This is a genomic window from Bartonella vinsonii subsp. vinsonii, from assembly GCF_902825235.1.
In the GTDB taxonomy this organism is placed as follows: Bacteria; Pseudomonadota; Alphaproteobacteria; order Rhizobiales; family Rhizobiaceae; genus Bartonella; species Bartonella vinsonii.
The window spans coordinates 1-979 of sequence record NZ_CADEAJ010000034.1; the positions used below are offsets into that span (position 1 = coordinate 1).

Consider the following 979-nt stretch of genomic DNA (forward strand, 5'->3'; position numbering starts at 1 on the left):
CTTTTGAGACAGGGTTTCAGCTTGTTCTTCAAGAGTTTTGAGCGCCTGTTCTATTTTTGCCTCTGCGCTTTGATAGACATGAAGTGCATGGTTGGCGTTTGTTTGTGCTTCAGCGTGTGTCATGCCATCGTGCATAAGGGTGTTAATGATATCGCCTCGATCAAACTTTGCTGTCATGGCTTGTGCACGATCAGAAAGGCGGTCACCAAGATCTTTTAAGATGGTGCGCGTGTGTGAAGGATCATTTTTGAAAGCTGTTATCGCAGAACCAATATCGTTGAGGGCTGCTTGATAAGATTGCTTCAAGCGATCAGGGTTGAGAGCAGGAATGTCGCTTTTATTGAGAAGTGTGCGTAATTCCGTGCGTAGTTGATCAAAATCAATGCCATTGTTACTGTTTTTCGCAAAAAGCTTTTCAAGACTTTCGCTGTTTAATTTTGTAAGAAGAGGGGAAAAGTTTGTTTTAAAGTTCTCCACCGTTTGTTGGATGGCAGAAGTGTTTTCGAGAGCAGCTTTAGCTCCTATCTTTGCTGTATTTGAAACCATGTGGATGGTTTGGAGCGCCATGATAAGGGTTAATAGAGCCCAAGTGAGAAAGCCATGAAGTCCGCCTGATGATTCTGCAAAACGTCCGGCAACAAATCCTCCCAAAGCAAGGCTTATCAACATGACGATAAGAGATCCCATGCCAATGGAGAGAAAGGTTCCTTCAAAAGGGGTGGAAGAGGTGAAGTCCATTTGGCCTAAACCTAATGCTGCAACCAGAAAAGAGAGGCAGATTGATGTGGCAAGGGCTGTGACCAGTCCAGCGAAGATTGCGGACCATGAAATGGGTGTTTGAAAAAAGGGATATTCTGTTTCTAGAGATGTTTCTCCTAGAAAATGGGTATCGAATGGTGTGTCTTCAGGAATGCGGGTTTCCATGTTTTTATCTCCTTGAATGATGCTGAAGATAAAATGCTTCTTGACAGGTTATGTT

The 979-nt window shown here is 43.5% G+C and carries 1 protein-coding gene; it reads right to left on the reverse strand.

What is annotated here, in order from left to right; all coding sequences use genetic code 11:
* Positions 1 to 924 (reverse strand): TIGR04086 family membrane protein (locus tag J7R12_RS08560; protein WP_208439062.1); only part of this gene is annotated, 924 nt, incomplete at its 3' end.
* Positions 925 to 979: the final 55 nt, after the last annotated feature.